The organism is Streptomyces gossypii (genome assembly GCF_025165795.1).
Lineage (GTDB): Bacteria > Actinomycetota > Actinomycetes > Streptomycetales > Streptomycetaceae > Streptomyces > Streptomyces gossypii.
On record NZ_JAJAGO010000009.1, the window covers coordinates 77,411 to 103,570 of the forward strand.

Below are 26,160 nucleotides of genomic sequence, written 5' to 3' on the forward strand. Positions count from 1 at the left end.
TAAGGTTACTCATAAGTCAGGAGTTTGGTCGAGGATGAGTTCCAGCGGCCTCATGCGTGCTCAGCCCCCGCGCCGTGTCGCGGTCGTCGGCGGCAGCCGGATCCCGTTCGCGCGCGTGGACGGCCCATACGCGCGCTGCTCGAACCAGGACATGCTGACCGCGACGCTCGACGGCCTCGTCGAGCGTTTCGGCCTGCACGATCCGCATGCGGTCGGTGAGGTCGCGGCGGGCGCCGTCGTCAAGCACAGCCGTGACATCAACCTGGCCCGAGAGAGCGTCCTGGGCTCACTGCTCGACCCGCGCACCCCGGCGTACGACATCCAGCAGGCGTGCGGCACCGGCCTGCAGGCCGTGATCTCCGTCGCCAACAAGATCGCCCTCGGCCAGCTCGACTCGGGCATCGCGGGCGGCTCCGACACCACCAGCGACGTACCGCTCGCCGTCGACGACCGGCTGCGGCGCATCCTGCTGGCCGCCCGGCGGGCCAAGACGCTCAAGGCGCGGGCGCGGGAGCTGGCCCGGATCCGGCCCCGGCACCTGCTCCCGGAGATCCCGCGCAACGCCGAGCCCCGCACCGGCCTTTCGATGGGCGAGCACGCAGCCCGTACGGCCAAGGAATGGGGCATCACCCGGCAGGAACAGGACGAACTCGCCGCCCTGAGCCACCGCAACCTGGCAACCGCCTACGACAGCGGCTTCCTGCACGAGCTGGTCGTGCCCTTCAGCGGCCTCGCCCGGGACCAGAACCTGCGCCCCGGCACATCCGCCGCCAAGCTCGGCCAGCTCGCACCCGTCTTCGGCCTCGCGGACGCGGACGGCGGCGAGGCCACCATGACGGCCGGGAACTCCACGCCGCTCACGGACGGCGCCGCCGCAGTGCTGCTGGCGGACGAGGAGTGGGCCGAGCGGCGCGGCCTGAAGCCGCTCGCCTACCTCACCGCGTACGAGACCGGCGCCGTCGACTTCACGGACGAGGCCGGTGAGGGGCTGCTGATGGCCCCCGCCTTCGCCGTCCCCCGGATGCTGCGGCGTGCCGGGCTGGGGATGGAGGACTTCGAACTCGTGGAGATCCACGAGGCGTTCGCCTCCCAGGTGCTCGCCACCATGGCCGCCTGGGAGAAGCAGGGGCTGGCGCCGGTGGACCGCTCCCGGCTGAACGTCGCCGGTTCCTCCCTGGCGACGGGCCACCCCTTCGCCGCCACCGGCGCCCGGATCGTCGCCACCCTCGCCAAACTGCTCGCCGAGCGTGAGGGCGTACGCCCCGGCGCCCGCGGCCTGATCTCCATCTGCGCGGCCGGCGGACAGGGGGTGACCGCGATCCTCGAACGCGCCCACCGCGCCGCATGACTCCAGCTGCCCGCTCGCCGCACCCCGGCGGCCGGCCTGATCCGTGGAACCAGGACCTCAAGGAGCCCCCATGCCACAGCCGGCTGTCCCCCGCTCGGCGTCCCCCCTCGTCGAGCCGACGAAACTGGTGGTCGACGGTGTCGTACGGGAGGCGTTCGTGCCACCCCTCGTCGCGCCCGTGCAGTTCGGGTCGCTTGCCGACATTCCCTTCCACAACGCCGCCGACGCCCCTGACGAGGCCGTCTTCAGCCGCAAGCAGCAGGACGGTACCTGGCTGGACGTCACGACGACGCAGTTCGCCCAGGAGGTGTCCGCCACCGCCAAGGGGCTGATCGCCGTCGGTCTGCGGCCCGGCGACCGGCTGGCCATCATCGCCCGTACGGCCTACGAGTGGACGCTGCTGGACTTCGCAGGCTGGGCGGCCGGCCTGGTCACCGTCCCCATCTTCCCCACCTCCTCGGCAGCCCAGGCCCGGGAGATCCTCCGCGACGCGGAGGTTGCCGCCTGCGCGGTGGAGGACGTCGGACTCGCCCGGCTGGTCACCGGCGTGCGGGGGGCGCTGCCCGCCCTGCGGCACCTCTGGCAGATCGACGCGGGCGCCCTCTACCAGCTCGCGTCGGAGGGGAGTCACCTTCCCGACGAGGCGGTGGCCGAGCGGCGGGGAATGCTCGGTCCGAACACCATCGCCACCCTGATCTACACCTCCGGTACCACCGGGGAGCCCAAGGGCTGCGTGCTCACCCACGGCAACTTCTTCGCCGAGGTGGACAACTGTGTCGAACTGCTGCACCCGCTCTTCAGGTCGGTGAGCGAGGAGCCCCCCGCCACTCTCCTCTTCCTCCCGCTCGCCCACGTGTTCGGCCGCATGGTCGCGATCGGCTGTGTACGGGCCCGGGTGCGGATGGGCTTCGCGCCGAGCACCAACACGGACGAACTCCTCGCGGACCTGGCCGGGTTCCGGCCGACGTTCCTGCTCGCCATCCCGTACGTCCTGGAGAAGATCTACAACTCCGGGCGGGCAACCGCCGAGAAGATGCGCCGCGGCGCGTCCTTCGACCGTGCCGCACGGATCGCCGTCCGCTGGGGCGACGCCTCCATCAGCGCGCGCCACGGCACCGGGAAGGGTCCCGGACTGGGCACGCGCGCCGTCCGCGGCCTCTACGACCCGCTGGTCTACCGGCGGATACGCGCCGCCCTGGGCGGCAAGGTCATCTACATCATCTGTGGCGGCTCACCGTTGGGGAAACGTCTCTGCTCGTTCTTCACGGGGGCGGGGATCGAGGTCTTCGAGGGCTACGGCCTGACCGAGACCACCGCCGCGGTCACCCTGACGCCGCCGCTCAAGCCACGGCTGGACACGGTGGGCTGGCCGGTGCCGGGCACCACCGTCCGGATCGCGGACGACGGTGAGGTGCTGCTCAAGGGCGGCCAGGTCTTCAGCGGCTACTGGGACGCGGCCCGCCGGGTCGCCGTGCCCGAGACCGACGCGGAGGGCTGGTTCGCCACCGGGGACATCGGGGAACTGGACGCGGAGGGCTATCTCAGCATCACCGGCCGGAAGAAGGATCTGATCATCACCTCGGGCGGCAAGAACACCGCTCCGGCGCCGCTGGAGGACTGGCTGCGGGCACATCCGCTGGTCAGCCAGTGCCTGGTGATCGGCGACAACCGTCCCTACCTGGCCGCGCTCATCACACTGGACCCGGACGGGCTGGCGCACTGGCAGCAGATGCACCGCAAGACGGACCTCACCGCGGCCCAGCTGGCCGAGGACGGGGATCTGCTGCGCAACCTCCAGCAGGCGGTGGACGAGACGAACAAGCTCGTGTCGCAAGCAGAATCGATCCGCCGGTTCGCCGTCCTGCCGGTCGGCTTCACGGAGGAGAGCGGCTACCTGACCCCGTCGTTCAAACTGAAGCGGGCCGCGATCGTCCGGGATTTCGCCCGCGAGATCGACGAACTGTACGGCTGAGGGCTGTCCCGTGATCCCTGGCGGGCGCACGACGACAGCTGCGGCACACCTCGCTGCGTTGCCGGAACGCCCGGATACGCCCAGTATGAGGACGTCCTCCGCCTTGCGAAGCACCGCATCTGACGCCGCGCGCTGATCCACCAGCGATTACGGGACAGCCCTCAGGGCGTGTCCGTGGGCGAGGAACCAGCGGACTGGGCCGTGCTCTCGCGCTCGGCAGTCAGGAAGGCTGGACCTCGTCGAAGAGGGCCAGGGCTTCGGAGGGGTCGGGGCTCACGAGGCGTTCCAGACCAGCCATCGTGATGTTCGCCCACTTGCCGGCCCGAGCCCACATCTGTTCCTCGAAGGCGCGGACGGCCTCATCCAGATCTCCAGGCCCGGGGGCGGCGGCGATGGACTCGGCGAGTTCGGCGCCTTCCAGCAGCGCGAGGTTCGCGCCCGCCCCCAACGGGGGCATCAGGTGGGCGGCGTCGCCCAGTAGCGTCACCCCCGAGACGTGGGCCCAGGTGTGGGACACGGGGAGGGTATAGAGGGGGCGGTGGACGAAAGCTGTGCTGTGACGGAGGAGGTCGAGGACGGGAGCGGCCCAGCCGTCGAACAGAGCCAGCAGGCTTGACCGCACGGCCTCGACGTCGGTCAGGCCCAGGCCCGCGCGCTGGTTCGCGCCCGTCTGCCGGTCCGGGTTCGTGTGCCAGTCCAGCGGCACGCGGAACTGGGCGTATACCTTGACGTGGCCGCCGCTGTTGCGCTGGGCGACGAGCGCGCGGTTCACGCCGTAGACAGCCACGGAACCGTCGCCGACCAGCCGGGCGAGGTCGGGGTGGCGGGTGTCGATGTCGTCCAGGGAGCTCTCGACCAAGGTGACGCCGGTGTACTGCGGCGTCGCGGACGAGACCGCAGGGCGGACCCGGGACCAGGCACCGTCCGCGCCGATCACGAGGTCGAACGTCTTCTGTCGCCCGTCCGCGAAATGGACCAGCACGCCATCCCGGCTCTGGGGCGCCACCTGCGTCACGTCCCGCCCCCACTGAACGTCCAGGGGCCCGAGCAACAGGTCACGGAGTTGCCCGCGGTCGATCTCGGGATTGGCCCGGTCACCCGGACGAGGTTGCCAGTCGCGGAGGACGGTCCCGTCCGCGTCCAGGATGCGCATGGCCTGCCCCTCAGGACGGGACAGCGCCTGGAACTCCGCCAGCACCCCCGCCTTCTCCAACGCCAGTTGGCCCAGCCCCTCATGCAGGTCCAGCGTGCCGCCCGCGGGACGGGCGTCGCGGCCGGGATCGCGTTCGAGGACGGTGACAGGGTGACCATGACGGTGCAGGACGCGGGCGAAGGCAAGGCCGGCGGGGCCGCTGCCGATCACAGCGATACGGGGTCTCATGCCGGTACAACGTACGGCTCCTCACCAAGCCGGTCCCGCCCCGTCACCGAACTGAAACGACGGCGTACCAGCGGAGGGATGATCCGCGAGGTCGGTGGCGCCAAGGTCCGCAGTCCTCGTACAGCCGGGCTCCCCTCGGCCAGATCGAACCGACCGGCGGGCCGTTGTAAGCCCCGTCCGTACGCCATGGGCACGAACGGCAGGAGCCCCCGCCGGGGCGGGGGCTCCTTGGGTACCGCTTCAATCAGTGATCAGGCGGGGGTGACGTTCTCCGCCTGCGGGCCCTTCGGACCCTGGGTCACATCAAAATTCACCTGCTGGTTCTCCTCGAGGGAGCGGAAGCCGGTGGCGTTGATCGCGGAGTAGTGGACGAAGACATCGGGGCCGCCGCCGTCCTGGGCGATGAAGCCGAAGCCCTTCTCGGCGTTGAACCACTTAACGGTTCCGGTAGCCATAAGCCCTCCCTGGGCCTAAAAGGGTCGCCCTGCTCCAGAACCTGCAATGAAGTCTGAAAATGACGAGAGCCCGCGGTCACATGCTCCGCAGGCTCTGTACTGCAAGGGAAACCAAACTGCAACTTGCGGCGAGCCTAGCACGGTAGGGCTGTGGCGCGGAAGTGCCCAAGATCTTGATTTGTGAGGAACCCCCCACGGGCATCATCGGATCACCCGACGAACCCCTCGTTGCCACCCATCCCCTGGCCAGAGCCCTGCCCGGCGCACCACCCGACCGCGCGGCGGAACGTCACGCTCCGGGGCGTACGCTCCGCAGTGTGACTGCACAGCCGAGATCCCGCCCGCGTGTCGGGCACATCCAGTTCTTGAACTGCCTTCCCCTCTATTGGGGCCTCGCCCGTACGGGCTCCCTGCTCGATCTCACCCTCACCAAGGACACCCCCGAAAGGCTGAGCGAACAGCTGGTGAACGGGGATCTCGATATCGCGCCGGTCACCCTTGTGGAATTCCTGCGCAATGCTGACGACCTTGTGGCGTTGCCGGATATCGCGGTCGGCTGCGATGGCGCGGTCATGTCCTGCGAGATCGTCTCCCGGGTTCCGCTGGAGAAGCTGGACGGAGCGCGCGTCGCTCTGGGCTCCACCTCCCGCACCTCCGTACGCCTGGCGCAGCTGCTGCTCGCCGAGCGGTACGGCGTGCAGCCCGACTACTACACGTGTCCGCCCGACCTCGCCCGGATGATGCAGGAGGCGGACGCCGCCGTGGTCATCGGTGACCTGGGGCTGCGGGCCTATCTGCGGGCGCTGCCGGAGCCGGGGCTCCAGGTGCACGACCTCGGGCAGCTGTGGAAGGACTGGACCGGTCTGCCGTTCGTCTTCGCGATCTGGGCAACCCGCCGGGATTATCTGGAGCGCGAGCCCGCGCTCGTGCGCGAGGTGCACGAGGCGTTCCTCGCCTCGCGTGATCTGTCACTGGAGGAAGTGGCCAAGGTCGCGGAGCAGGCGTCCCGTTGGGAGCCATTCGAGGCGCGGGTGCTGGAGCGCTATTTCACCACCCTCGATTTCCGGCTCGGCGACGAACAACTCGCCGGTATCGCGGAATTCGCCCGCCGTACCGGTGGCACGACGGGTTATCCGCCGGACGCGCGGGTGGAACTGCTGCGGCCTCAGGGCACGCCTCAGGCCCACTGGACACGCCCCTAAGCCCCACTGGGCAGGCCCTAAGCTGGGTGGCCGCAGCGTCCAGGGGGAGGTACGCATGATGCAGTCGCTGGAGGCCGACGATCCGCGGGTCATAGGGGAGTACCGCCTGTTGCGGCGGCTCGGCGCGGGTGGCATGGGGCGGGTGTATCTGGGCCGGAGCCCCGGCGGCCGTACGGTCGCGGTGAAGGTGGTGCACCCGCACTTCGCCGCCGACGAGCAGTTCCGCGAGCGGTTCCGCCGCGAGGTGCGGTCCGCGCGGCAGGTGGGCGGCGAGTGGACCGCTCCGGTGCTGGACGCCGACGCCGACGCGGACCTGCCCTGGGTCGCCACCGGCTATGTCGCGGGCCCCACCCTCCAGCACGCCATAGCGGGCCACGGTCCGCTGCCCGAGGCCGCCGTACGGGCGCTGGGTGCCGGCCTGGCGGAGGCACTGACCGCCGTGCACGGCCTCGGCCTGGTGCACCGCGACATCAAACCGTCGAACGTCCTGCTGACGCTGGACGGCCCACGGCTCATCGACTTCGGCATCGCCCGCGCGACGGACGGCACCACGGCGCTCACCTCGACCGGCGTCTCCATCGGGTCGCCCGGCTATATGTCACCCGAACAGGTGCTGGGCAAGGGGCCGGTGGGGCCCGCCTCCGACGTCTTCTCGCTGGGCGCGGTGCTGGCCTACGCGGCCACCGGTGCCTCCCCCTTCCCCGGGGACAGCTCGCACGCGCTGCTCTACCTCGTCGTACACGAGGAGCCGGAACTGGACGATCTGCACGGCCCGTTGCGAGAGCTGATCGCGGGCTGTCTGGCCAAGGACGCCCGGGAGCGGCCTTCCACCGCTCAGGTGGCCGAGGCGCTGGCGGGCCCGGTGGGGGCGAGCGGTCTGATCCGGCCCGGGTGGCTGCCGGGCCCGCTGGTCGAGGAGGCCAGCCGGAGCGCGGTCCAGCTGCTGGACCTGGAGCCGGAGCTTCCGGAGCAGCCGGACCAGCCGGGAGGGTCCGGGGAGAACGTGTCGGGACTGGTGCCCTTCACCCACCCCGCACAGCGGGCCGGAGCCGGAGCCGGAGCCGAAGCCGGAGCCGGAATCGCGCCGCCGGACGCCCCCGCCGTGCCGCCACCCCTCCCCGCGTCCCCGCCCCTGACGACGGGTGGACCGGCCGGCCGTGGCCGCTTCGCGCTGTCCGCCCACGCCACCAGCGCCCCGGCTCCCACTGCCGGGCCCCCCGGCGCTCCCAGCACCCGGCGCGGGCGGCAGCTGAGCTGCACCCTGGTCCTGTCGGTCGCCGGGGTGCTGGTGGCCGCGCTGCTGAGCGCGACTCTCGTCTTCGACCTGCTGCCCGGGTCGGGCTCACAAGGTGACAATTCCAACAACTCCGCCGACTCCGGCCACAGCGAGTCACCCAGCCCGACAGGCGACCCGACGTTCGGAGAGGACCAGCCCCCCGGTGACAGGGACGGCGAAGAACCGGCCCGCCGTTCGGTGCCGGATGCGTTCGTCGGCACCTGGAAGGGCGAGCTCTACATGGACAGCGGACTGCGCAACGGCACCCTGACCATCACCCTCAAGAAGGGCGAGCCCGGCGATCTCATCGGTACCGGCAAGGTCGTGAACACCGGCCTGGAGTGCTCCGGGGCCTGGAAGCTGACCTCCGCCACCGACAAGACCCTGCGTACCGACGCCTCCTCCGGCGACAGGTCGCTCACCTGTAGCAAGGGAGGTACCAACGAGGTGTTCACGCTCCGGGAGGACGGCAGCCTCCGCTACGAGTCCAACGACTCCGCGGGCGGCAACGCGGCGGGCACCCTGAAGAAGACAGGCTGAACCGGTTGAAGAAGACCGGCTGACCCGCGTCGGAACCACCACCGGGACCACCGCTGGGGGCCGGGGCCCGTGACGTACGCTGGTCCGGTCGTTGCAGCCACCATGAAGGGACGCTCCGGTGCCCGAGAACGCCGACCTCCAGTCCGTACTCGACCGCGCCGCCCAGGGAGGCCGCATCAGCCCGGAGGAGGCCCTGGACCTGTACCGCTCCGCGCCGCTGCACGCGCTGGGCGAGGCCGCCGACGCGGTGCGCCGCAAGCGTTACGCGAGCACCGAGCACATCGCGACGTACATCATCGAGCGGAACATCAACTACACCAACTCCTGCGTGACCGCCTGCAAGTTCTGCGCCTTCTACGCCGCTCCCAAGAGCGACAAGGTGTGGACCAGGGACCTCGACGACATCCTGCGGCGCTGCGCGGAGACGGTGGAACTCGGCGGCACCCAGATCATGTTCCAGGGCGGCCACCACCCGGACTACGGCGTCGAGTACTACGAGGAGCACTTCGCCGCGATCAAGCAGGCGTACCCCCAGCTGGTGATCCACTCGCTGGGTGCCTCCGAGGTCGAGCACATGGCCCGCATCTCCAAGGTCTCCCCCGAGGAGGCGATCCGCCGGATCCACGCGGCCGGGCTGGACTCCTTCGCGGGCGCGGGCGCCGAGCTGCTCCCGGCCCGCCCCCGGAAGGCCATCGCCCCCCTGAAGGAGTCGGGCGAGCGCTGGCTGGAGATCATGGAGACGGCGCACGGAATGGGTGTCGAGTCGACCTCCACCATGCTCATGGGCACCGGGGAGACCAACGCCGAGCGGATCGAACACCTGCGGATGATCCGCGATGTGCAGGACCGTACGGGCGGCTTCCGCGCCTTCATCCCGTACACCTACCAGCCGGAGAACAACACGCTGAAGGGTCAGACGCAGGCAACCCTGTTCGAATACCTGCGCATGATCGCCATCGCCCGCGTCTTCCTCGACAACGTCGCGCACATCCAGGGCTCCTGGCTGACGACCGGCAAGGACGTCGGCCAGCTCTCGCTGCACTATGGCGCGGATGACCTGGGCTCGGTGATGCTGGAGGAGAACGTCGTCTCCTCGGCGGGCGCCAAGCACCGCTCCAACCGGACGGAGCTGATCCAGCTCATCCGCTCGGCGGGCCGCGTCCCGGCGCAGCGTGCGACGACGTACGAACACCTGGTCGTGCACGACGACCCGGCGAACGACCCGGTCGACGACCGGGCCGTCTCGCACCTCTCCTCCACCGCGATCGCGGGCGGCACCGCCCACCCCGATCTGAAGCTCGTCGACGCCGGATAGCGGCGACGCCCGATGCCGACACTGCACACGGCCGAACTGCTGCTCCCCGGCGCCGGGCTCCCTCCGGTACGCGGCGGCGCGGTCGTGCTGGACGGCGGTGTGATCGAGGCGGTCGGCCCGTACGGGGAACTGGCCGCCGCCTTCCCGCAGGCGCGCACCAGGCGCTGGCCCGGGGTGCTCACGCCCGGCCTCGTCCATCCCGGTGCCGCCGCCCTGCTGGAGGACGCCTACCACCCGGACCCGCGTGAGGCGGACCAGTTGGGCACCGAACCGCTCAGCGGCCCGGCGCTGGCCGCCCTCGCCATGGACGACACCCGCTGGGGCGGCAGCGCCCGCCGGGGGCTCCAGCGGCTGCTGGCGTGCGGGGTCACGGCCGTGGTGGGTCCGTTCCGCCGCGCGCCGGTGCGCACGGCGGTGCGCCGGGCGGGGATGGTGGAGCTGCGGCGTCCCTCACCCGAGGGCGCGGCGCCCGTGCTGGACCCGCTGGCGCTGGTGCCGCCGGAATCCGCCTTCGCGGGCACCCTCGCCCCCGGTGGCCGCGCCGACTTGGCGGCCTTCGCCCTCCCGGCCGGTGCCGACGGCTCCGATCCGCTGGCCGCGCTCCGGCACGCGGGTGCGGCGAGCTGCGCGGCAACGGTGCTGGGCGGTCGCCTCGTCCACCGCACTCGCTGACGACCCGGAGCGACCCGACGGGCTCTGACGGCGCCCGCCCGCACGGCAGCAGGGCGGAAGGTGAACAATGGTCCCGTGACCCGCGCATCCCTGGAAAAGCAGCCGCACGAAGTCGCCGCGATGTTCGATGACGTCGCCGCGCGCTACGACCTCACCAACGACGTGCTCTCCCTCGGTCAGGCCCGTCTCTGGCGCAAGGCGGTCGCCCGGGCGGTCGACGCGCGCCCCGGTGGGCGGGTGCTCGATCTCGCCGCCGGTACGGCCACCTCCTCGAAGCCCTTCGCCGCCGCGGGGGCGTACACCGTGCCGTGCGACTTCTCCCTCGGCATGCTCGCCGAGGGAAAGAAGCGCCAGCCGTGGATGCCCTTCACCGCCGGTGACGCGACCAGGCTGCCGTTCCGCGATGCCGTCTTCGACGCGGTCACCATCTCCTTCGGGCTGCGCAACGTGCACGACACGGACGCGGCGCTGCGCGAGATGCTGCGGGTGACCGTGCCCGGAGGACGGGTCGTCATCTGCGAGTTCAGCCACCCGACCTGGGCGCCCTTCCGCACCGTCTACACCGAATACCTGATGCGTGCGCTGCCGCCCCTCGCGGAGCGGGTGTCCAGCAGTCCGGACGCGTATGTCTATCTCGCCGACTCCATCCGCGCCTGGCCCGACCAGCCCGCGCTCGCGGGGCGGCTCCAGCAGGCGGGCTGGCGGGACGTGGCGTGGCGGAATCTGACCGGTGGTGTCGTGGCCCTGCACCGGGGCATCCGCCCCCGTGCGGGAGAGAGTTCCACGGACAGCTGAAGTCACTTTATGTGTACGGGATTTCACAGTAGTCGGTAGGATTGCGGGTCCGCCTCTGCCCGGTTCGGCGGCAGATCCGCCTTCCCTCCTCGCTGTGGAGCCGCTGTGGCCGCCTCCTGCCCGTCCTGTGGTGCACCGTCTCCCCAGGGCGCCCGCTTCTGTATGACGTGCGGTGGTCAGCTGCCCCAGCCGCCGGTCGCGCCGCCCCCGCCCGGCTGGATCCCGGCCCCGCCCGCCGCTGCGCCGCCTGCCGCTGCGCCGCCCGTGCCTGCCCCGCCCCTGCCCGCAACGCTCACTGCCCCGCCCGCCGCGGGCCCGGCAGCAGCCGGGGCCTCGCCCGACGGCCCCACCGTCCCGGCGTACGCGTACCCGCCGCCCCCGCCACCGGGATCACCGCTGGGGCCGCCCGGCCGTCCCGGTGACTCCTTCGTCGTCCGCACCCTCACCGGCGACTGGCGGCGCTCCTTTCTGGCCGCGCTGTGGGCGCCGTTGTCCCTGCTGGTCTCGGCTGTCCTCCTCACCCTGCCCCTCGACGAGTTCTTCGACGAGAACAGTCCGGCGGCCGCCGTCGGGGACGAGATCGGGTGGGGCGAGAGGCTCCAGTGGTGTCTGGCCGCCCTGCTGCGGGGTGTCGGGGGCGGGTTCGAGCTGACGAACCGCGAGGGTGACGCGGGCATGTCCGGCGGCGCCGCCGTGGTGTCCACCATCTCGGTCGTGCCGCTGACGGTCACCGCCCTGTTCGTCGCCATGCTGTGGATCGGAGCACGGCACCTGCGACGTTTCCCGGCGAGCGCCACCGCCGCCATGGAGTCGACCGTACGGGCCGGGCTGCTGACGGGCGCGCTGACCCTGCTGCTGGCCCTCTTCTCCCAGCCGGAGACCGGCGACCTGGAGGTCTCCACCACGCCCGTGCTGGCCGCACTCGGCGCGCTGGTGCTCTGCCTGCTGGTCACCGGCGGTGTGCTGGCGGGGCCCTGGATCCGGGCCCGGCTGTCCGCGCAGCCCGGCACCGGCGGCCTGATCGCCTGGCACGCGTGGTGCGCGGCCCTGCGCGCGGTGATGGCCGTCCTCACGCTGGCCACCGTCACCGTGTGGGTGGTGCTCGCCCTGACCCTGGACTGGTCGGGCACCCCGGCCGAGGGGTACGTCCTGATGCTCCTGACCGCGCCCAACGTCGGCGCGGGCATTCTGGGCATCTCCTGGGGAGCTCCGCTGGAGTACGAGGGCGACAGCAGCTTCGACTCCCTGACGATCGAGTCGGTGGGCATCTCCGAACTCGGCTCCGAGGCAAGCGGCTGGGCGGCGGCGGGCGCGGTGGTCGGTGGAGTGGTCTGTGCGCTGCTGATCGGCTGGCTGGCCGGGCGGCTGGTGCGCGGCAGCGTGCCGGGACAGCTCCTGACCGGTGCCCTGTCCGCCACCGGGATTCTGCTGACCATCTGGGCTGCGGAGGTCGGCCTGACGGCACGTCAGGTCTCCGGCTCCGGCTTCGGGGACTACGAGAGCGACCTGGGCGGCGGGAGCGTACGGAGCGAGGCGGGCTACGGCATCGCCGTGGAGGTGCTGCCGCTCACCGTGCTGTGGGTCTCGCTGGCGGTGCTGCTGATCCCGTACCTGATGCGGGCGTTGGCACAGCCCACGGCTCACGGCTACCCGCCGCCGGGCTACGGTCTTCCGCCGGGCCACGGAGGCCCGGCCGGGTACGGGGTGCCGCCCGGCTACGCGTATCCGCCGACGGTGTACGGGCAGCCGCCCTACGGCACGGCGCCGCCCGGCTACGCCACCCCGCCGCCCGGCTACGCCACCCCGCCGCCCGCAGGCATGCCGCCTCCCCAGGGCGCCACTCCGCCTCCCGCAGGCAGCCCGCCACCCCAGGAGACCCCGCCTCCCACGGCCACGACGCCGGACGCCTCCGGACCGGACAAGCCGCCGCAGCCCACCCCGCCGGACGACCCGCAGCCTGGCTCAGGGGACCGGGCCTTGTAGTGCCGCGCCGGGCAGGTCCGCGGGGTCCGCGACGCCCGGTACGGTCGTCTGCCGCGGTGTCGGAGCCGCCCGAATGCGGCCAGTACGAGGGTGATCCACCGCCCTGCGCGCACACGCACCGGACGCCGCGGCCCGCTCCATGAGCCTGCGCGGCGCAGCACTAGACTGTCTCCGTCAGAGCCGGGGCCACCGGCACGCGCCACCGAGTCTTGCGGGAGACCGACGTGACCGAGCCCCTCACCAGCACCTCGAAGCCGTCGGGTGCGCCGTCCGAGCAGCGCGCCGATGTGATCGTCGTCGGCGCGGGGCCGGCCGGCTCCACCACCGCGTACCACCTGGCCCGTTCCGGGCTCGATGTGCTCCTGCTGGAGAAGACCGCCTTCCCGCGCGAGAAGGTCTGCGGCGACGGGCTCACGCCCCGCGCCACCAAGCAGTTGGTCGGCATGGGGATCGACATCTCCGAAGAGGCGGGCTGGCTGCGGAACAAGGGCCTGCGCATCGTCGGCGGCGGCCACCGACTGCAGCTCGACTGGCCGGAGCTGGCCAGCTATCCGGACTACGGACTGGTCCGCAAGCGCGACGACTTCGACGAGCAGCTGGCCCGTCAGGCGCAGAAGGCGGGCGCGCGGCTGTACGAGCGCTGCAATGTGGGCGCCCCGATCCTGGACGAGCGCACCGGCCGGATCACCGGTGTCGAGGCGAAGCTCGGCGAGGACAAGGTCCCCGTCACCTTCTCCGCACCGCTCGTCGTCGCGGCGGACGGCAACTCCACCCGGCTGTCGCTGAAGATGGGCCTGCACCGGCGCGACGACCGCCCGATGGGCGTCGCGGTCCGTACGTACTTCACCTCCCCCCGGCATGAGGACGACTATCTGGAGTCCTGGCTGGAGCTGTGGGACCGGCGCGGTGCGCGGGACCGCCTGCTGCCGGGCTACGGCTGGGTGTTCGGGATGGGTGACGGGACGTCGAACGTCGGCCTGGGCGTCCTCAACACCTCGTCCTCCTTCAAGGAGCTCGACTGGCGTGAGGTCCTCAAGGCGTGGTGCGCCTCGATGCCCGAGGAGTGGGGTTACACGCCGGAGAACATGACGAGCCCGATCCGCGGCGCCGCCCTGCCGATGGCCTTCAACCGGCAGCCGCACTACACGCGCGGTCTGCTGCTGGTCGGGGACGCGGGCGGTCTGGTGAACCCGTTCAACGGCGAGGGCATCGCGTACGCCATGGAGTCCGGTGAGATGGCGGCCGAGATCATCGTCCAGGCACACGCCCGGCAGACCGCCGCGCAGCGTGAACGCGCCCTGCTGGGCTACCCCAAGGCCCTCCAGGACACCTACGGCGGCTACTACACGCTGGGCCGGGCCTTCGTGAAGCTCATCGGGAACGGGAAGGTGATGAAGCTGGCCGCGGAGCGCGGGCTGAGCCACCCGCTGCTGATGCGCTTCACGCTGAAGATGCTGGCGAACCTCACCGACCCCACGGGCGGCGACGCCATGGACCGCCTGATCAACGGCCTGGCCAAGGTGGCGCCGAGCTCCTGAGAGCCGCCCAGCAGAGGGGCCCCGCCGCGAACCATCGCGGCGGGGCCCCTCTGCGTGGGATCGATCCGGACCGGGGCAGAGCACGCCGGGCGCGGAGGTCGGCGGGGCGTCGGAGAGGTTCTGCAGCGCGACGCCCTTGGACGGGTTGGCGGCGTCGATGTACTGGCCGTTTCCGACGTACACGGCCACGTGGTACGCGCTGCCGACGCCGCCCCAGAAGAGCAGGTCGCCGGGCTGGGCCTCGCTGACCGAGATCTGGGTGCCGGTCGTGGACTGGGCCTGCGAGACGCGCGGCAGGTCGATGCCGATCGTCTTGAACGCGGCCTGGGTCAGTCCGGAACAGTCGTACGCGCTCGGCCCGGTGGCGCCGGAGACGTACGCCTTGCCGACCTGCGCGCGCAGGAAGCTGATGAGCGCCGCGGAGTTGCCGCTGCCGGTCGAGGGAGCCGGAGTGCTGGCTGCGGCCTGGCTGGGGGCTTCCTCGGTGCTGAGTGTGGTGCGCTCCGGGGTGGTGGAGGCACGGGAGGCGCGGGCGGCGGCTGCGTCGCGCTCCTTGGCCTTCTCCGCGGCCTCGGCCTTGCGGGCCTCCTCAGCCTTGCGCTGTGCCTCGGCCTTCTGCTCCTTGGCGGTCTCGGCCGCCTTGCTCGCGGCGGCGTGCCGGGCGTCCTCCAGCTCGTAATGGAGGGCGGACATGGCGAGCGAGTCGGCCGTCCGCTCGGCCGCGACCGGAAGGTCGGCGGTGAGCGTGGGGAGCTGGGCCGTCGTCTCGGTCGGCTTGGTGTCCTTGCCGGTCGAGGAGGCGGGCGCGGCACCGGCGGTGACCGCGATGGTGCCGAGGACGCCACCGGCAACTCCGGCGCGCAGGGCCAGGTTTTTCCTGGACCGCTCACGGGGCTTCCGGTGGCTGGGTATGTGCGCGGTTTGGGACATGGGTATTGGCTATCAGTGCCGACCGGGTGCCTTCAATAAAGGTGGGATGCGCCACATTCAGGATGCGGGGGCCCAGTTGGCGCCTCCTGGATCTTCGCCGGAAGCCTCCCGGCGAGGCGGCAATGCCCAACTACAAGGCCGTGTCCTGGCAGTTGTTCAGTAAGACCGATTACTCATTCGGCATATCACGTACGTATAACGGGCGCAAAGAAGTCAGTAGCTGCCGGAAGAAGGAGTGGCGCAGGTCACATCGGCTCCTGGGGCGCATACCCGAACTACCGCCTGAAACAGGCGATTCGGTCCATTGACCGCATCCTGGCTTGTGCGGGCGTTCACGACCTTCCCGTACGGATCGCATTCCCCGCGGCCGCGAAGATCACTCTTCGCTCCGGCGCGCGCTCCGTCCTCCCGCGGCGCTTCCCGGGCAGGGCTGCGCCGCAGTGTGCCGACGGGTCGGCCGGCGGTGCCGGCTAGCAGCCGGGGGTGTCCAGCGCGAATTTGCCGACGCACCTCCGTGCTTGCTAAGAATCCCGGCTTTTCGGCAGGTCACGGGGCTGGACGGTCACCACCTGTGAGTGATCGAATGCTTCGCGTATGAAGATCGCAGGGTGCTCGGAGTCGTGGTCATTTGCCAGGTGGTGGAGATCACAAAGACGTTGTCGCATCCCGTGTCGCAGATCACAGAGCACCGGGCATAGGATGCCTCCACCAGGGCTTGTGAACTGCCTCACATATGAGCGATCTTCGTGGGGGGCCGCACACACGGCCCAGTGGTCAGCCGGCAGCCGGCGTCGAACCCCCTCGGCGTGGCAGCCCGGGAGATGCCCCTGGCAGGGGTCGACTGGAAGGAGAGGGGAGCGGTGAACGCGTACACGCCCATCCTCGTACTGGGGGGCCTCGCGGCGGGCTTTGCGATCTTCTCCGTGGTCATGGCCTCGATCATCGGCCCGAAGCGCTACAACCGGGCCAAGCTCGAAGCCTACGAGTGCGGCATCGAGCCCACGCCACAGGCGGAGGGCGGTGGCCGCTTCCCGATCAAGTACTACCTGACGGCGATGCTGTTCATCGTCTTCGACATCGAGATCGTCTTCCTCTATCCCTGGGCGGTCTCGTTCGACTCGCTGGGGATTTTCGGGCTCGTGGAGATGCTGCTCTTCGTGCTCACCGTCTTCGTCGCCTACGCCTACGTATGGCGCCGCGGCGGCCTGGAATGGGACTAGGGGCTGAGTAATGGGACTCGAAGAGAAACTGCCGAGCGGCTTCATGCTCTCCACCGTCGAGCAGGCCGCCGGGTGGGTCCGCAAGTCGTCGGTGTTCCCGGCGACGTTCGGGCTCGCCTGCTGCGCCATCGAGATGATGACCACGGGCGCGGGCCGCTACGACCTCGCCCGCTTCGGCATGGAGGTCTTCCGCGGCTCACCCCGCCAGGCGGACCTCATGATCGTGGCCGGGCGGGTCAGCCAGAAGATGGCCCCGGTGCTGCGCCAGGTCTATGACCAGATGCCCAACCCCAAGTGGGTCATCTCCATGGGCGTCTGCGCCTCCTCCGGCGGGATGTTCAACAACTACGCGATCGTGCAGGGCGTCGACCACGTCGTGCCGGTCGACATCTACCTGCCCGGCTGTCCTCCGCGCCCCGAGATGCTGATCCATTCCATTCTCAAGCTGCACGAGAAGATCCAGCACGGCAAGCTCGGCGTGAACCAGGAAGAGGCGGCCCGCGAGGCGGAGGAAGCGGCGAAGAACGCGCTCCCCACGATCGAGATGAAGGGCCTGCTGCGGTGAGCCAGGACAACGGGATCAACAAGCCCAATCCCGACCAGGATGTGAACGCCCACAACCTGCCGGGTCACCGTGGCGACCAGGGCGAGGTCGTCGGGGTGCGCCGCGGCATGTTCGGCGCCAACTCGGGTGCGGACACCTCCGGTTACGGCGGACTGGTCCGTACGGTGCGGCTGCCCGGCGGCACCACGCGGCCGTACGGTCCCGCCCCGTCAGGCGCGGAGCCGGGAGCCCCCAGGGAACCGGGGGTGTTCGACGAGATCGCGGACGAGCTCGAAGGCGCGCTGGAGGAGCAGGGTCTCCTCCCCGCCGAGGTCATCCAGAAGACCGTCGTCGACCGCCGGGAGCTGACCTTCCACATCGAACGCGCGTACCTGCTCCAGGTGGCCCGGACGCTGCGCGACGACCCGGCGCTGCGGTTCGAGATGTGCACCGGCGTCAGCGGGGTCCACTTCCCCGAGGACGAGGGCCGCGAGCTGCACGCCGTCTACCACCTGCGCTCGCTCACCCACAACCGGCTGATCCGGCTGGAGGTCACCGCTCCCGACGCGGACCCGCACGTCCCCTCGCTGGTCGAGGTCTATCCGACGAACGACTGGCACGAGCGCGAGACCTACGACTTCTTCGGCCTGGTCTTCGACGGCCATCCGGCGCTGACGCGGATCATCATGCCGGACGACTGGCAGGGCTTCCCGCAGCGCAAGGACTACCCGCTCGGCGGCATTCCCGTCGAGTACAAGGGTGCCCAGATCCCGGCTCCCGACCAGCGGAGGTCGTACAGCTGATGTCCCCTGAAGCAAACCACTCGAGTCACACGGCCGAAGAGGCCCATGCGGCCCACGCGACCGCGGGTACCCGGGAAACCACCGAGGGCACCGTCTACGACGTCACCGGTGGTGACTGGGACGAGATCGCGGCCGCCGCAGCCAAGAGCGACGACGAACGCATCATCGTCAACATGGGCCCCCAGCACCCCTCCACCCACGGTGTGCTCCGGCTCATCCTGGAGATCGACGGCGAGACCGTCACCGAGGCGCGCTGCGGCATCGGCTATCTGCACACCGGCATCGAGAAGAACCTCGAATACCGGACGTGGACGCAGGGCACCACCTTCGTGACGCGCATGGACTACGTGATGCCGCTGTTCAACGAGGCGGCGTACTGCCTGGCAGTGGAGAAGCTGCTCGGCATCGAGGACCAGATCCCGGACCGTGCCACGGTCATAAGGGTCATGCTCATGGAGCTGAACCGGATCTCCTCGCATCTGGTCTACCTCGCCACCGGCGGTATGGAGCTGGGCGCCACCACCGTCGCGATCGCCGGATTCCGGGACCGCGAGATGATCCTCGACCTGTTCGAGCTGATCACCGGGCTCCGCATGAACCACGCGTTCATCAGGCCCGGCGGCCTCTCCCAGGACCTGCCGCCCGGCGGCATGGACGCGCTGCGCGAGTTCCAGAAGAAGATGCGCAAGAACCTGCCGGAGTACGACAAGCTCGCCACGGGCAACCCGGTCTACAAGGCCCGGCTCCAGGGCATCGGCTATCTGGACCTCTCGGGCTGCATGGCGCTGGGCCTCACCGGCCCGATACTGCGCTCTGCCGGGCTGCCGTTCGACCTGCGCAAGGCGCAGCCGTACTGCGGCTACGACACCTACGACTTCGACGTGCCCACCGTCGACACCTGCGACTCCTACGGGCGCTTCCTGCTGCGCATCGAGGAGATGCGGGAGTCGCTGCGCATCATCGACCAGTGCCTGGAGCGGCTGGACCAGCTGAAGCCCGGTTCGGTGATGGTCGAGGACAAGAAGATCGCCTGGCCCGCGCAGCTCGCGCTGGGCCCGGACGGCCTCGGCAACTCGCTGGACCACATCAAGAACATCATGGGCACCTCCATGGAGGCCCTGATCCACCACTTCAAGCTGGTCACCGAGGGATTCCGGGTGCCTCCGGGCCAGGCGTACGCGGCGGTCGAGTCGCCCAAGGGCGAGCTGGGCGTGCACGCGGTGAGCGACGGCGGCACGCGTCCCTACCGGGTGCACTTCCGCGACCCCTCCTTCACCAACCTCCAGTCCATGTCGGCGATGTGCGAAGGCGGCCAGGTCGCCGACGTCATCGTCGCCGTCGCATCCATCGACCCTGTGATGGGAGGCGTCGACCGATGACGGACGTATCGATCGGTATGCCGCAGCTTCCGGCCCCCGACTACCCGGCGGACGTACGGGAGCGGCTCACGGAGGACGCGCGGGAGATCATCGCCCGCTACCCGGACAGCAGGTCCGCGCTGCTGCCGCTGCTGCACCTCGTGCAGTCCGAGGAAGGGCATGTGACCCGGACGGGGCAGCGCTTCTGCGCCGAGGTGCTCGACCTGACAACCGCCGAGGTCAACGCCGTCGCGACCTTCTACAGCATGTACCGGCGGAAGCCCTCCGGCGACTACCAGGTCGGAGTCTGCACCAACACGCTGTGCGCGGTGATGGGCGGCGACGCGATCTTCGAGGAACTCCAGCAGCACCTGGGGGTCGGCAACAGCGAGACCACCGAGGACGGCAAGGTCACCCTCGAACACATCGAGTGCAACGCGGCCTGCGACTTCGCCCCCGTGGTGATGGTCAACTGGGAGTTCTTCGACAACCAGACACCCGGCAGCGCCAAGCAGATGGTCGACGACCTGCGGGCGGGCCGCGAGGTCGAGCCGACCCGGGGCGCGAAGCTCTGCACCTTCAAGGAGACCGCCCGCATCCTCGCCGGATTCCCGGACGAGCGGACGGGCGCCGTGGCCGAGAGCGGCGGCGCGGGCCCCGCCTCGCTGGCCGGCCTCCGGCTGGCGAAGGGCGAGAGCGCACCCCCGCGCGTCGCCCCGCAGCGAAGCGCGGGAGCCGACGCACTCGGCGCCGACGTCACGGCCGAGGGCGCGCAGCCGCCGGAAACCCACCCCAGCTCGCATGACGCGCCGCAGGACACCGCGGCCTCCGATCCCGCCCACCAGGCCGGACCGGTCACAGAGGAGGACCAGTGAACGCCACCGATTCTCCCGCCAAGCTGCTCACCCCGGTGCTGTCCACCTTCTGGGACCAGCCGGACGCCTGGACGCTGGAGACCTACCGGCGGCACGACGGCTACGAGGGCCTGCGCACGGCACTGGCCATGGACCCGGACGACGTCATCGCGTACGTGAAGGAGGCCGGACTGCGCGGCCGGGGCGGCGCGGGCTTCCCCACCGGCATGAAGTGGCAGTTCATCCCGCAGGGCGACGGCAAGCCGCACTATCTCGTCGTCAACGCCGACGAATCCGAGCCGGGCACCTGCAAGGACATCCCGCTGCTCTTCGCCAACCCGCACTCCCTCATCGAAGGGATGGTGATCGCCTGCCACGCGATCCGCTCCAGCCATGCCTTCATCTACCTGCGCGGTGAAGTCGTCCCCGTGCTGCGCAGGCTGCACGAGGCCGTGCGCGAGGCGTACGCGGCGGGCTACCTCGGCAAGGACGCGCTCGGGCCCGGCAAGGACCTGGAACTCACCGTGCACGCGGGCGCGGGCGCGTACATCTGCGGCGAGGAGACGGCACTGCTCGACTCCCTCGAGGGGCGCCGCGGCCAGCCCCGGCTGCGCCCTCCCTTCCCCGCGGTCGCGGGCCTCTACGCCTGCCCCACTGTGGTGAACAACGTCGAGTCCATCGCCTCGGTTCCCTCCCTGATGCACAAGGGCAAGGACTGGTTCCGGTCGATGGGCAGCGAGAAGTCCCCCGGCTTCACGCTCTACTCGCTCAGCGGCCATGTCGCCGGTCCCGGCCAGTACGAGGCGCCGCTCGGCGTCACCCTGCGCCAACTGCTCGACATGAGCGGCGGCATGCGGAAGGGGCACCGGCTGAAGTTCTGGACGCCGGGCGGCTCCTCCACCCCGATGCTCACCGAGGAGCACCTCGACGTCCCGCTGGACTACGAGGGTGTCGGCGCTGCGGGCTCCATGCTCGGCACCAAGGCGCTCCAGTGCTTCGACGAGACCACCTGCGTGGTGCGCGCCGTGACCCGCTGGACGGAGTTCTACGCACACGAGTCCTGCGGCAAGTGCACCCCCTGCCGCGAAGGCACCTACTGGCTCGTCCAGTTGCTCCGCGACATCGAGGCGGGCAAAGCCACGCTCGCAGACATCGACAAGATCGACGACATCGCCGACACCATCAACGGCAAGTCGTTCTGCGCGCTGGGTGACGGCGCCGCCGCACCGATCTTCTCCTCGCTCAAGCACTTCCGCGAGGAGTACGAGCAGCACGTGAACGGCCGTGGCTGCCCCTTCGACCCGGCAGCTTCCACCGTCTGGGCCGACAAAACCGCTCACCTGGAGGTGAAAGCGTGACCGTGACGACCGACGCGACGACCTCCGGTGGCGGGGAAGGCCCGCCGCCGGAGGACCTCGTATCCCTCAGCATCGACGGCGCACTGATCAGCGTGCCCAAGGGCACCCTGGTCATTCGTGCCGCCGAACAGCTCGGCATCGAGATCCCCCGCTTCTGCGACCATCCGCTCCTCGAACCGGCGGGCGCCTGCCGTCAGTGCATCGTCGAGGTCGAGGGCCAGCGCAAGCCGATGGCCTCGTGCACCATCACCTGCACCGACGGCATGGTCGTGCGGACCCAGCTCAGCTCGCCCGTCGCCGAGAAGGCCCAGCGCGGGGTGATGGAGCTGCTGCTCATCAACCACCCGCTGGACTGCCCGGTCTGCGACAAGGGCGGTGAGTGCCCGCTGCAGAACCAGGCGATGTCCACCGGCTCCGCCGAATCCCGGTTCGAGGGCCGGAAGCGCACCTTCGAGAAGCCGGTCGCCATCTCCACCCAGGTGCTGCTGGACCGCGAGCGCTGCGTGCTGTGCGCCCGCTGCACCCGCTTCTCCAACGAGATCGCCGGAGACCCGATGATCGAACTGCTGGAGCGTGGCGCGCTCCAGCAGGTGGGCACCGGTGAGGGCGACCCCTTCGAGTCGTACTTCTCCGGCAACACCATCCAGATCTGCCCGGTCGGCGCGCTCACCTCCGCCGCCTACCGCTTCCGCTCCCGCCCCTTCGACCTGGTCTCCTCGCCGAGCGTGTGCGAGCACTGCGCGGGCGGCTGTGCCACCCGTACGGACCACCGCCGGGGCAAGGTCATGCGCCGCATGGCTGCCGAGGACCCGGAGGTCAACGAGGAGTGGCTGTGCGACAAGGGCCGCTTCGGCTTCCGCTACGCGCAGCGCCCGGAGCGGCTCACGGTCCCGCTGGTGCGCGACGCGGAGACCGGCAGGCTGGAGCAGGCCAGCTGGCCGGAGGCGCTGGAGGCCGCCGCCCGCGGCCTGGCGGCCGCCCGTGACCGCGGCTCAGGCCGCGGCGTCGGCGTGCTCACCGGCGGCCGGGTGACCTTCGAGGACGCCTACGCCTACGCCAAGTTCGCCCGGGTCGCACTCGGCACCCACGACATCGACTTCCGCGCCCGGATCCACTCCGGCGAGGAGGCCGGCTTCCTCGCCGCCCATGTCGCCGGCCGCGGCGTGGATCTGGACGGCAGCGGACTCACCCACACCACACTCGAACAGGCCCCCGCGGTCCTCCTGGTGGGCTTCGAGTCCGAGGAGGAGGCGCCGGGCGTCTTCCTGCGGCTGCGCAAGGCCTACCGCAAGCGCGGCCAGCGCACCTACTCCCTCGCCAGTCACGCCGCCCGGGGCCTGGAGAAGGCGGGCGGCACGCTGCTGCCCGCCGCGCCGGGCACCGAGACCGAATGGCTGGACGGCCTGGCCGGCGGCGTCGGGCTCGACGCCGAGGGCCATCGCGCCGCCGAGGCGCTGCGCGCCGACGGTTCGGTGATCATCGTCGGTGAGCGGCTGGCCGCCGTCCCCGGCGGACTGACCGCCGCCGTACGGGCCGCCACCGCCACCGGCGCCCGGCTCGTATGGATTCCGCGCCGGGCTGGTGAGCGCGGAGCCATCGAGGCCGGCGCCCTGCCGGCCCTGCTGCCCGGTGGCCGGCCCGCCGCCGACCCGAGGGCCCGCGCCGAGGTCGCCGGGGTCTGGGGCCTCTCCCGGCTCCCCGACACCGAGGGCCGCGACACCGCCGGGATCATCGAGGCCGCCGCCACCGGCGGACTGCACGGGCTGATCGTCGGCGGCGTCGAGATCGCTGACCTGCCCGACCCGGCCCGCGCCCTGGAGGCGCTGGACGCGGTCGACTTCCTCGTCAGCCTGGAATTGCGGCCGTCCGAGGTGACCGAACACGCCGACGTGGTGCTGCCGGTCGCCGCCGCCGCGGAGAAGTCCGGCACCTTCCTCAACTGGGAAGGCCGCGCACGGCTGTTCGAGGCCGCGCTGAAGCCCGACCAGATGACCCGGCGGCACGTACAGCCGGACGGGCGGGTGCTGCACATGCTCGCCGACGCGCTGAACCGGCCCGTGGCGCTGCCCGACGTACGGGCGACGCGCCGCGAACTGGAGCGGCTCGGCGGCTGGGACGGGCCGGTGCCCGCCGCACCGCAGTCCTCCGCACGGCCGCTGCCCCAGCCCCGAGCGGGCGAGGCGGTGCTCGCCGGGCACCGGATGCTGCTCGACCAGGGACGCCTGCAGGTCGGTGACGAGGCGCTGGCCGGGACGCGGCACGCAGCCGTCGTACGGGCCTCGCAGGGCACCGCCGAGGCTGCCGGGGTCGCGGACGGGCAGCTCGTCTCCGTCGACGGCCCGGCCGGGTCCGTACGCCTTCCGTTGCAGGTCACGGCAATGCCGGACCACGTGGTGTGGATTCCGTTGAACTCCACCGGCGGCGGGGCGCAGCGTGACCTGGGCGCGCTGCCGGGCCAGCTGGTCAGGCTCTCCCCGGCCGCTTCGGGCAACGACGCTTCGGGCAACGACGCTTCGGGCAACGACGCTTCCGGCGACGACGCTTCCGGCAACAAGGAGGTGGAGGTCTGATGCAGGGTCATATGCTCGCTGCCGAGGACATGACGAACTTCGGCACCGACCCCTGGTGGCTCATCGGCCTCAAGGCGGTCTTCTGCTTCGCCTTCCTGATGGGCACCGTCCTCATCTCCATCGTCTTCGAGCGCAAGGTCCTCGGCTGGATGCAGCGGCGGATCGGGCCGAACCGGCACGGGCCCTGGGGCCTGCTCCAGTCGCTCGCCGACGGCGTGAAGCTGATGCTCAAGGAAGACATCATCGTCAAGGGCGCCGACAAGGTCGTCTACGTCCTCGCGCCGATCATCGGCACCATCCCCGCCTTCATGGCGATCGCGGTGATCCCGTTCGGTCCGCCCGGCAACGAGGTGTCGATCTTCGGCACCCGTACCGCGATGCAGCTGACCGACCTGCCGGTGGCGGTGCTCTACATCCTCGCCACCTCCTCCATCGCCGCCTACGGCGTGGTGCTGGCGGGCTGGTCCTCCAAGTCGACCTACCCGCTGCTCGGCGGGGTGCGGGCGACCGCGCAGATCATCAGCTACGAGGTCGCGATGGGCCTCAGCTTCGCAGCGGTCTTCCTCTACTCCGGATCGATGTCCACCTCGGCGATCGTCGACTCGCAGGAGGACCGCTGGTTCGCGATCCTGCTGCCGGTCTCCTTCCTGATCTACCTGGTCTCGATGGTCGGCGAGGCGCACCGCGCGCCGTTCGACATGCCGGAGTCCGAGGGCGACCTGGTCGGCGGCTTCAACACCGAGTACTCGTCGATCAAGTTCGCCCTGTTCATGCTCACCGAGTACGTCCACATGGTCACGGTCTCGGCTCTCGCGGTCACCCTCTTCCTGGGCGGCTGGCGGGCACCCGCGCCGATCTCGACGTACTGGGAGGGCGCGAACCACGGCTGGTGGCCGATGCTGTGGTTCGTCCTGAAGCTGTGCATGCTGCTCTTCGCGTTCATCTGGCTGCGCGCCACGCTGCCCCGGGTGCGCTACGACCAGTTCATGAAGCTGGGCTGGAAGGTGCTCATCCCCGTCGCGATGGTCTGGCTGATGCTGGTCGCGGGCGTACGGGCGATGCGGAACGAGGACTACTCCTTCGCCGACATCATCTACTGGGTCGGCGGCGCGGGAATCGCGCTGCTGCTGATCTCCTTCCTCGTCGACATCTTCCGTGAGCGCGGGGAGAAGGCCGCCGAGGAGCGGGAGAAGCAAGCCGAACCTCCTGGGTTCGACCCGATGGCCGGTGGCTATCCGGTGCCGCCGCTGCCCGGCCAGACCCTCCCGCCGACGCCGCGACGGCGTCCGCGCGGCGAGCCCCAACTTGTCGGTACGGCGGCGGAATCCGGTTCTGCCGCGGCCTCCGGCGAACCCGGCGAGAGCAATGCAGGGTCCACCTCCCAAGGAAGGGGTGCCGACGGTGCCTGACAACCCCCTGGCCGGCTTCGGCGTGACCTTCAAGGCCATGTTCAAGAAGCGGCTGACCGAGCAGTACCCGGAGTACAAGAAGCCGACGGCGCCCCGTTTCCACGGGCGGCACCAGCTCAACCGGCATCCGGACGGGCTGGAGAAGTGCATCGGCTGCGAGCTGTGCGCCTGGGCCTGTCCGGCCGACGCGATCTATGTGGAGGGCGCGGACAACACCGAGGAGGAGCGCTACTCCCCGGGTGAGCGCTACGGCCGCGTCTACCAGATCAACTATCTGCGCTGCATCCTGTGCGGCCTGTGCGTCGAGGCGTGCCCCACCCGGGCACTGACCATGACCAACGAGTACGAACTGGCCGACTCCTCCCGCGAATCGCTCATCTACACGAAGGAAGAGCTGCTCGCGGGCCTGGAGGAGGGAATGGTCGAGTCACCGCACTCGATCTACCCCGGGATGACGGACAAGGACTACTACAGCGGCTTCGTCACCGAGGCCGCACCGGGCACCGTCCAGCAGGAGCCCCACTCCAAGAACCCGCTGAACGAGGCGCCGCAGGCCGCGGCCGACACCTTCGGCGCGGACGAGCCCGCTGCCGCGGAGGCGGTGGGGGAGAAGTGAGTGCGGCGACGACCGCGGACG

20 protein-coding genes and 1 pseudogene are annotated in these 26,160 nt (G+C 70.6%); 18 read left to right on the forward strand and 3 right to left on the reverse strand.

Annotated features, from left to right (window positions below; genetic code table 11):
- Positions 1 to 34: 34 nt before the first annotated feature.
- Together LHJ74_RS19815 and LHJ74_RS19820 are read left to right on the forward strand one after the other, a co-directional pair.
- Positions 35 to 1,348: an acetyl-CoA C-acetyltransferase gene (locus LHJ74_RS19815; protein ID WP_260219448.1), complete on the forward strand. Its 1,314-nt coding sequence runs from the start codon at positions 35 to 37 to the stop codon at positions 1,346 to 1,348.
- A gap of 70 nt (positions 1,349 to 1,418) precedes the next feature.
- A complete protein-coding gene (locus tag LHJ74_RS19820) occupies positions 1,419 to 3,320 on the forward strand; it encodes an AMP-dependent synthetase/ligase (RefSeq protein WP_260219449.1) in 1,902 nt (633 codons plus the stop codon).
- Between the two features lie 220 nt (positions 3,321 to 3,540).
- Here the strand turns inward: LHJ74_RS19820 and LHJ74_RS19825 are convergent, their stop codons facing one another.
- Both LHJ74_RS19825 and LHJ74_RS19830 read right to left on the reverse strand, forming a co-directional pair.
- Positions 3,541 to 4,701, reverse strand: coding sequence for an FAD-dependent oxidoreductase (locus tag LHJ74_RS19825; RefSeq protein ID WP_260219450.1), 1,161 nt, complete (start codon positions 4,699 to 4,701; stop codon positions 3,541 to 3,543).
- 251 nt (positions 4,702 to 4,952) lie between these two features.
- Positions 4,953 to 5,156, reverse strand: a complete 204-nt coding sequence (locus LHJ74_RS19830) for a cold-shock protein (RefSeq protein WP_027749613.1) — start codon at positions 5,154 to 5,156, stop codon at positions 4,953 to 4,955.
- A gap of 317 nt (positions 5,157 to 5,473) precedes the next feature.
- Here LHJ74_RS19830 and LHJ74_RS19835 point away from each other — a divergent pair, with 317 nt between their 5' ends.
- The 7 genes from LHJ74_RS19835 (at position 5,474) to LHJ74_RS19865 (ending at position 14,477) form a co-directional block, all read left to right on the forward strand.
- A complete protein-coding gene (locus LHJ74_RS19835) occupies positions 5,474 to 6,358 on the forward strand; it encodes a menaquinone biosynthetic enzyme MqnA/MqnD family protein (protein ID WP_260219451.1) in 885 nt (294 codons plus the stop codon).
- A 58-nt stretch (positions 6,359 to 6,416) separates the two neighbouring features.
- Entirely contained in the window at positions 6,417 to 8,174 is a 1,758-nt protein-coding gene (locus LHJ74_RS19840) for a serine/threonine-protein kinase (RefSeq protein ID WP_260219665.1), read from the forward strand.
- Positions 8,175 to 8,292: 118 nt separating this feature from the next.
- On the forward strand, positions 8,293 to 9,489 hold the full coding sequence (gene mqnC, locus LHJ74_RS19845; protein ID WP_260219452.1) for a cyclic dehypoxanthinyl futalosine synthase: 1,197 nt from the start codon (positions 8,293 to 8,295) through the stop codon (positions 9,487 to 9,489).
- A gap of 12 nt (positions 9,490 to 9,501) precedes the next feature.
- On the forward strand, positions 9,502 to 10,161 hold the full coding sequence (locus LHJ74_RS19850) for an imidazolonepropionase-like domain-containing protein (RefSeq protein ID WP_260219453.1): 660 nt from the start codon (positions 9,502 to 9,504) through the stop codon (positions 10,159 to 10,161).
- 75 nt (positions 10,162 to 10,236) lie between these two features.
- Positions 10,237 to 10,956: a demethylmenaquinone methyltransferase gene (locus LHJ74_RS19855; RefSeq protein ID WP_260219454.1), complete on the forward strand. Its 720-nt coding sequence runs from the start codon at positions 10,237 to 10,239 to the stop codon at positions 10,954 to 10,956.
- Positions 10,957 to 11,220: 264 nt separating this feature from the next.
- Entirely contained in the window at positions 11,221 to 12,939 is a 1,719-nt protein-coding gene (locus LHJ74_RS19860) for a hypothetical protein (protein ID WP_260219455.1), read from the forward strand.
- Between the two features lie 224 nt (positions 12,940 to 13,163).
- Positions 13,164 to 14,477 (forward strand): geranylgeranyl reductase family protein, encoded by a 1,314-nt coding sequence (locus tag LHJ74_RS19865; protein WP_260219456.1) that lies wholly within the window; start codon positions 13,164 to 13,166, stop codon positions 14,475 to 14,477.
- 168 nt (positions 14,478 to 14,645) lie between these two features.
- Here LHJ74_RS19865 and LHJ74_RS19870 read toward each other — a convergent pair.
- Positions 14,646 to 15,407: pseudogene (locus LHJ74_RS19870) on the reverse strand (C40 family peptidase); the annotation flags it as partial.
- A gap of 860 nt (positions 15,408 to 16,267) precedes the next feature.
- On the opposite strand from LHJ74_RS19870, the gene LHJ74_RS19875 reads away from it, so the two are divergent.
- The 9 genes from LHJ74_RS19875 to nuoI are packed head-to-tail and all read left to right on the forward strand — an operon-like array spanning position 16,268 to position 26,139.
- Positions 16,268 to 16,627, forward strand: coding sequence for an NADH-quinone oxidoreductase subunit A (locus LHJ74_RS19875; protein WP_260219457.1), 360 nt, complete (start codon positions 16,268 to 16,270; stop codon positions 16,625 to 16,627).
- A gap of 10 nt (positions 16,628 to 16,637) precedes the next feature.
- Entirely contained in the window at positions 16,638 to 17,192 is a 555-nt protein-coding gene (locus LHJ74_RS19880; RefSeq protein ID WP_260219458.1) for a NuoB/complex I 20 kDa subunit family protein, read from the forward strand.
- Positions 17,189 to 17,974, forward strand: a complete 786-nt coding sequence (locus tag LHJ74_RS19885) for an NADH-quinone oxidoreductase subunit C (protein WP_260219459.1) — start codon at positions 17,189 to 17,191, stop codon at positions 17,972 to 17,974. The genes LHJ74_RS19880 and LHJ74_RS19885 overlap by 4 nt, the downstream gene beginning before the upstream one ends.
- A complete protein-coding gene (locus LHJ74_RS19890; protein ID WP_260219460.1) occupies positions 17,974 to 19,353 on the forward strand; it encodes an NADH-quinone oxidoreductase subunit D in 1,380 nt (459 codons plus the stop codon). The genes LHJ74_RS19885 and LHJ74_RS19890 overlap by 1 nt, the downstream gene beginning before the upstream one ends.
- Positions 19,350 to 20,207 carry an NADH-quinone oxidoreductase subunit NuoE gene (gene nuoE, locus LHJ74_RS19895; protein ID WP_260219461.1) on the forward strand — a complete coding sequence of 286 codons (858 nt, stop codon included), beginning with the start codon at positions 19,350 to 19,352 and terminating at the stop codon, positions 20,205 to 20,207. Before LHJ74_RS19890 ends, nuoE begins: the two co-directional genes overlap by 4 nt.
- Positions 20,204 to 21,544, forward strand: coding sequence for an NADH-quinone oxidoreductase subunit NuoF (gene nuoF / locus LHJ74_RS19900; protein WP_260219462.1), 1,341 nt, complete (start codon positions 20,204 to 20,206; stop codon positions 21,542 to 21,544). Before nuoE ends, nuoF begins: the two co-directional genes overlap by 4 nt.
- Positions 21,541 to 24,114, forward strand: coding sequence for an NADH-quinone oxidoreductase subunit G (locus LHJ74_RS19905; protein ID WP_260219463.1), 2,574 nt, complete (start codon positions 21,541 to 21,543; stop codon positions 24,112 to 24,114). Before nuoF ends, LHJ74_RS19905 begins: the two co-directional genes overlap by 4 nt.
- Entirely contained in the window at positions 24,114 to 25,523 is a 1,410-nt protein-coding gene (gene nuoH, locus LHJ74_RS19910) for an NADH-quinone oxidoreductase subunit NuoH (RefSeq protein ID WP_260219464.1), read from the forward strand. The genes LHJ74_RS19905 and nuoH overlap by 1 nt, the downstream gene beginning before the upstream one ends.
- Positions 25,480 to 26,139, forward strand: a complete 660-nt coding sequence (nuoI, locus tag LHJ74_RS19915) for an NADH-quinone oxidoreductase subunit NuoI (RefSeq protein WP_260219465.1) — start codon at positions 25,480 to 25,482, stop codon at positions 26,137 to 26,139. The genes nuoH and nuoI overlap by 44 nt, the downstream gene beginning before the upstream one ends.
- Positions 26,140 to 26,160 lie beyond the last annotated feature (21 nt).

What these genes read in the sequence shown, in the direction of transcription:
- nuoH (WP_260219464.1), top strand. Translation starts at nt 24,114, where the DNA reads ATGCAGGGTCATATGCTCGCTGCCGAGGACATGACGAACTTCGGCACC.
- LHJ74_RS19850 (WP_260219453.1), top strand. Translation starts at nt 9,502, where the DNA reads ATGCCGACACTGCACACGGCCGAACTGCTGCTCCCCGGCGCCGGGCTC.
- LHJ74_RS19815 (WP_260219448.1), top strand. Translation starts at nt 35, where the DNA reads ATGAGTTCCAGCGGCCTCATGCGTGCTCAGCCCCCGCGCCGTGTCGCG.
- LHJ74_RS19820 (WP_260219449.1), top strand. Translation starts at nt 1,419, where the DNA reads ATGCCACAGCCGGCTGTCCCCCGCTCGGCGTCCCCCCTCGTCGAGCCG.
- LHJ74_RS19880 (WP_260219458.1), top strand. Translation starts at nt 16,638, where the DNA reads ATGGGACTCGAAGAGAAACTGCCGAGCGGCTTCATGCTCTCCACCGTC.
- nuoE (WP_260219461.1), top strand. Translation starts at nt 19,350, where the DNA reads ATGACGGACGTATCGATCGGTATGCCGCAGCTTCCGGCCCCCGACTAC.
- LHJ74_RS19825 (WP_260219450.1), bottom strand. Translation starts at nt 4,701, where the DNA reads ATGAGACCCCGTATCGCTGTGATCGGCAGCGGCCCCGCCGGCCTTGCC.
- LHJ74_RS19840 (WP_260219665.1), top strand. Translation starts at nt 6,417, where the DNA reads ATGCAGTCGCTGGAGGCCGACGATCCGCGGGTCATAGGGGAGTACCGC.
- LHJ74_RS19830 (WP_027749613.1), bottom strand. Translation starts at nt 5,156, where the DNA reads ATGGCTACCGGAACCGTTAAGTGGTTCAACGCCGAGAAGGGCTTCGGC.
- LHJ74_RS19890 (WP_260219460.1), top strand. Translation starts at nt 17,974, where the DNA reads ATGTCCCCTGAAGCAAACCACTCGAGTCACACGGCCGAAGAGGCCCAT.
- nuoI (WP_260219465.1), top strand. Translation starts at nt 25,480, where the DNA reads ATGCAGGGTCCACCTCCCAAGGAAGGGGTGCCGACGGTGCCTGACAAC.